Origin of the sequence: Anaeromyxobacter sp. PSR-1 (genome assembly GCF_000964525.1) — a bacterium.
Taxonomy (GTDB): Bacteria; Myxococcota; Myxococcia; order Myxococcales; family Anaeromyxobacteraceae; genus Anaeromyxobacter.
Genome location: NZ_BAZG01000253.1, coordinates 1 through 5,087 on the forward strand (window position 1 = coordinate 1; position 5,087 = coordinate 5,087).

The 5,087-nt window shown below is 76.7% G+C and carries 6 protein-coding genes; 4 read left to right on the forward strand and 2 right to left on the reverse strand.

The window, feature by feature from the left end; all coding sequences use genetic code 11:
- Positions 1-1,107 (reverse strand): cache domain-containing protein (locus PSR1_RS21640; protein WP_152643412.1); only part of this gene is annotated, 1,107 nt, incomplete at its 3' end.
- A gap of 271 nt (positions 1,108-1,378) precedes the next feature.
- Here PSR1_RS21640 and PSR1_RS21645 point away from each other — a divergent pair.
- The 3 genes from PSR1_RS21645 to cutA are packed head-to-tail and all read left to right on the forward strand — an operon-like array spanning position 1,379 to position 3,451.
- The gene (locus PSR1_RS21645; RefSeq protein WP_059439424.1) at positions 1,379-1,933 is read left to right on the forward strand and encodes a chalcone isomerase family protein; all 555 of its coding nucleotides are present in this window, start codon (positions 1,379-1,381) and stop codon (positions 1,931-1,933) included.
- 11 nt (positions 1,934-1,944) lie between these two features.
- Positions 1,945-3,102 (forward strand): acyl-CoA dehydrogenase family protein, encoded by a 1,158-nt coding sequence (locus PSR1_RS21650; RefSeq protein ID WP_059439425.1) that lies wholly within the window; start codon positions 1,945-1,947, stop codon positions 3,100-3,102.
- A 31-nt stretch (positions 3,103-3,133) separates the two neighbouring features.
- A complete protein-coding gene (gene cutA, locus PSR1_RS21655) occupies positions 3,134-3,451 on the forward strand; it encodes a divalent-cation tolerance protein CutA (protein WP_011420190.1) in 318 nt (105 codons plus the stop codon).
- Between the two features lie 70 nt (positions 3,452-3,521).
- Here cutA and PSR1_RS21660 read toward each other — a convergent pair whose 3' ends face one another.
- On the reverse strand, positions 3,522-3,866 hold the full coding sequence (locus tag PSR1_RS21660; protein WP_059439426.1) for a hypothetical protein: 345 nt from the start codon (positions 3,864-3,866) through the stop codon (positions 3,522-3,524).
- A gap of 34 nt (positions 3,867-3,900) precedes the next feature.
- Here PSR1_RS21660 and PSR1_RS21665 point away from each other — a divergent pair.
- Positions 3,901-5,087: serine/threonine-protein kinase (locus PSR1_RS21665; RefSeq protein WP_059439427.1), on the forward strand; the 1,187-nt coding region annotated here is incomplete at its 3' end.

Sequence of the window (5,087 nt, forward strand, 5' to 3'; positions counted from 1 at the left end):
CGCCGGGTCCAGGATCAGCACGCCGACCGGCGCCTCGGCGAACGCCGCCTCGAAGCGGCGGCGGGCGGCGTCGAGGTGCCGCGCCATCTGCGCGTAGGCGGCGCCGAGCCGGATCACCTCGTCCGGGCCGGTGAGCGGCCCCGGCGCCTCGCCCCGCCCCAGCGCGGCGGCGTGGCGCTCCAGCCGGCGCAGCGCGCGCGAGGTGTGCGCGCCCACCACCCAGCTCGCGCCCAGCGCGACCAGCGCCACCAGGCCAGCCCCGGCCACGCCCAGCGCCAGCTCGCGCCGCATGGGCGCGAGCATGGCCGCGCGCGGCTGCGTCGCGCGCACCGCCCAGCCCAGCTCGGGCACCGGCACCGCGGCGGCGAGCCGCGCGGGGCCGCCGCCCTCGGCGCGCATCGGGCCGGCCGCCTCGGCGCCCGCCAGCGCCGCGCGGACCAGGTCCTGCGTCCCGGCGATCAGCCGCTCGTCCCAGGCGAGCGGCATGGCCGGGGCGCGCGCCACCAGCCGCCCGGTGCGATCCACGATCGCGACGCTGCCCTCGCCCTCGCGGTCGGGCAGCACGCGCGCCGCCAGCCGCTCGGGGTCCACCGCGGCCAGGAGCGCGCCCGAGAGCCGCCCCGCGCCGTCGCGCACCGCGGTCGCGATCGCCACCACCGGCGCGCCGTCGGCCGGGTTGCGCACCAGGTCCCCGACCGCCACCGCGTCGCCGGCGAGCAGGCGCCGCAGCTCGGCCCGGTCGGCGAACGACACCTCGTGGAGCCGCGCGTCGCTGGACGCCACCACCTGGCCGTCCGGCGCCACCCAGGACAGGTCGCGGACCACGCCGGAGTCCCGCACAGCCACCGCGAGCAGCCGGGCCGCGTCCTCGCCGAGGATGCGGCCGCCCTCGAGCGCGTGCCCGAGCACCGCGCTGGCGCGGGCCACCCCGTCGACCTGGGCGCGCAGCGCGGCCGCGGCGGTCCGCGCGACCTCGAGGTTCGAGAGCTGCTCGCCCTCGGCCCGCGCGCGGAGCGAGCGGACCGAGACGAGCGCGCCGAGCGCGACGAACGCGAGCGAGGCGAGCCCCACCAGCAGGAACAGGCGGGAACGGATGGTGCGGAGCATGCGGGTGCGGATTCCTCCGGCGGTGCGAACGGGGGTCGCCGGCGGTGTATTCCGCCGTCGCACGGGCACCCAGGGACGGGGACCGCGTCCGCCCGCCCGGCCGGCCGGCGGTCGATCTGCGCCCGCGGCCATGCCCGCGGCGTCGTCCACAGGGAGGGGCCCGGCCGGACGCAGGGGTGGCGAGGGCCCACCCGGGGCCACCGGCGGCCGGCTGCCCCGGGGCGCGGCGCGCGGTAGATTGGCGGGACCTCTCGATCACCAGGAGTCAAGCATGCGCAAGGCCGCTGCGGTCGCCGCCCTCGTCCTCGCCCTCCCCACCGGCGCGCTGGCGCGCGAGGTGGCCGGCGTCCAGCTGCAGGACACCGTCGAGGTCGGCGGGAAGCCGCTCACCCTGAACGGCGCCGGCATCCGCAAGAAGCTCTGGATCGAGGTCTACGTGGGGGCGCTCTACCTCGCGACGCCGTCCTCCGACGCGAACGCGATCCTCGCCGCCGACGAGCCGAAGCGCGTGCGGATGGTCTTCCGCCGCGACGTGGACCAGAAGTCCATCATGGGCGCGTTCCGCGAGGGCTTCGAGGCGAACTCCGGCGCCGAGGCGGCCACGCTCGTGCCGCAGCTCGACCGGATCGCGCCGGCCATCGGCGACGTGAAGAAGGGCGGCGAGATCACCGTGACGTACCTGCCCGGCACCGGGGCGGTGGTCACCGGGCCGAAGGGCACCGCCACGGTCGAGGGCAAGGCGTTCGCCGACGCGCTGTTCCGCAACTGGCTCGGCAAGAAGCCCGCCGACGACGACCTGAAGCGCCGCATGCTCGGGAAGAAGTAGCGGGGACGGCCATGGGCGCGCCCGCGGTCGCGTTCGAGCCGTTCACCGAGGACCACCAGGCGTTCCGCCGGACGGTCCGCGCGTTCGTGGAGCAGGAGCTCGCGCCGCACGGGCGCGAGTGGGACGAGGCGGGGAGCTTCCCGCGCGCGCTGTTCCGGCGCTTCGGCGAGCTGGGCCTGTTCGGCATCCGGCAGCCGCCGGACGTGGGCGGCTCGGGCCTCGACTGGTGGTACGTGGTCGCCTACGCGGAGGAGCTGGCGCGCTGCCGCAACGCCGGGCTGGCCGTCTCCATGCTGGTGCACGGGGAGATGGCCATCCCGGTGATCGGCGAGCTGGGCACCGAGGCGCAGCGCCGCGAGTTCCTCGCCCCGGCGGTCCGCGGCGAGCGGGTGGCCGCGCTGGCCGTCTCCGAGCCGGACGCCGGCTCGGACGTGGCCGCCATCCGCACCACCGCGCGGCGCGACGGCGGCGACCTCGTGGTGAACGGCTCGAAGATGTGGATCACGAACGGCGCCCGGGCCGACTTCCTCACCCTGGCGGTGCGCACCGGCGAGGCCGGCCACGGCGGGCTCTCGCTGCTCCTGTTCCCCACCGACACGAAGGGCTTCCAGGTCTCGCGCACGCTGGAGAAGGTGGGGCTGCCCTCGTCGGACACCGCGGTGCTGTTCTTCGAGGATTGCCGCGTGCCGGCGGCGAACCTGCTCGGCGAGCAGGACCAGGGCTTCTACCACGTGATGGCGAACTTCCAGGGCGAGCGGCTGGTCGCGGCGGTCCAGGCCGTGGCCGGGATGCAGCTCATGCTGGAGGACGCGATCCGCTACGGCGGCGAGCGCAGCGCGTTCGGGCGGCCGGTCGGGAAGTTCCAGGCCTGGCGGCACCGGCTCGCGGATCACCTCACGTCGGTGGAGGCGGCGCGCTGGCTCACCTACCGGGCGGCCGACCTGCTGGCCCGGGGCGAGCCGGCGGTGCGCGAGATCTCGATGGCGAAGCTGTTCGCCTGCGAGCTGGCCCAGCGGGTGGCCTACGACTGCATGCAGCTCCACGGCGGCATGGGCTACGTGCTGGAGAGCGACATCGCCCGCGCCTGGCGCGACGTGCGGGCCATGACCATCGCCGGGGGCACCTCGGAGATCATGCGCGAGCTGGTGTCGCGCGCGGCGGGGCTGTGACGCGGCCGGCGGCGGGGCGGGGGAGGGCGGGATGACCGACGCGCGCGTGGTGCTGGTGACCGCGCCCGACGCGGACGCGGCGGCGCGGCTGGCGCGGGCGCTGGTCGAGGAGCGGCTCGCGGCCTGCGGCAACGTGGTGCCGGCGATCCGGTCGATCTACCGGTGGGAGGGGAGCGTCCACGACGAGGGCGAGGCGCTCCTCGTGCTCAAGACCCGCGCCGCGCGCGTGGACGCGCTCCGCGCGCGCGTGCTCGAGCTGCACCCGTACCAGGTGCCGGAGGTGCTGGTCCTGCCGGTCGAGGCGGGGAGCGAGGCCTACCTCGCCTGGATCGCGGCCGAGACGGCGTGAGCGCCCGCTCCGCCTCCCGCTCACCCCGAGCGTAGGCGGCCCGCAGGGCCGCCGGAGTCGAAGGGTCGCGCTACTTCTTCCGGAACAGCGCCTCGAGCGCGTCGCGGGGATCCTCGGCGGGCCTCGGCGCGTCGCCGAACAGCGCGCCGAGCGCGTTGCGCGCGGCGTCGGCGCGGCCGGTGCGCCGGCGCGAGGCGCCGTCGCCGAGCTGGAACAGGTCGCAGGCGTTCGAGGCGTCCTTCTCCACGATGTGGTCGGCGTGGGGCTCCCGGCACTGGTGCGCCGCGGACTCGTCGTAGTGGCGGCAGTTCATGCAGGTGTGCAGATCCGCGTCGCACTCGGCGCAGGTAGACCGGCGTCCCACGGGTCCGTCGATGCGCAGCGTCGCCCCGCAGCCGTAGCAGGTGGTCGCCATCGAGGTATCATAGCCGGACCCCCGGGCCCCCTGCATGCGGAAGCCCATACCCTACGGCCGGTTCCTCCTCCTCGACCGCATCGCGGTCGGCGGCATGGCCGAGGTGTACGTCGCGATCCGCCGCGGCGAGCCGGCCGGGCGCCTGTACGCGCTGAAGCGGATCCTCCCGACGCTCGCCGAGGACGCCGAGTTCATCACGATGTTCCTCGACGAGGCGCGCCTGGTCGTCCAGCTCGACCACCCCGCCATCGTCCCCATCCACGAGCTGGGGATGCACGGCGAGGGCTACTACATCGCGATGGACTACCTGCCCGGCAAGGACCTGCGGGCGCTCCTCGACCGGCTGCGCGCGCGCGGCGAGCCGATGCCGGTGCCGCTCGCGGCCCACGTGGCGGCGCGGGTGGCCGACGCGCTCGACCACGCGCACCGCAAGCGCGACGCGCTCGGCACGCCGCTGCGCGTGGTCCACCGCGACGTCTCGCCCGCGAACGTGCTGCTCGGCTTCGACGGCTCGGTGCGGATCATCGACTTCGGGATCGCCCAGGCGGCGATGCGCACGCGCCGCCAGGACACCGTGCTGCGGGGCAAGTTCGGCTACATGAGCCCGGAGATGGTGCGCGGCCAGCCGGTGGATCACCGCTCCGACGTGTTCTCGCTGGGCGTGGTGCTGCACGAGATGCTCACCGGCGCCCGGCTGTTCAGCGGGAAGTCCGAGCTCTCGGTGCTGGAGCGGGTGCGCCGCGCCGAGGTGCCGCCGCCGTCGCGGGCGCGCCCCGGGCTGCCGCCCGAGCTGGACGCCCTCGTGCTGCGCGCGCTGGCGCGCGACCCGGCACAGCGCTTCGAGTGGGCCAGCGACCTGCGCGACGCGCTGCTCCCGTTCACGCACGGCGTGCGGCCCGACGAGCCCCCCGGCGACCCGCCGGCGCTGGCGCGGATCATGGCGACCTCGTTCCCCGGCGAGCTGCGGGCCGAGCTGGACCGGCTCGAGAAGCTGCGCGCCGCGCCGGCCCCGGTGCGCGAGCCGTCGCCCGCCGAGCGCACCCAGGTCATCGCGGTCCGCCCCGAGGAGCCGCCGGCCCCCGGGGGCGGCGCGGACGGCGCCGACGGCGGGCTCGCGGCGCCCCCGTTCTTCCGCCTGCCCGAGGCGCTCGCCGCGCCGGCCCCGTCCCGCCCGGCGCTCGTGACCGGGCGCACCGCGGCCGCGGCGGGGTTCGGCGCGCT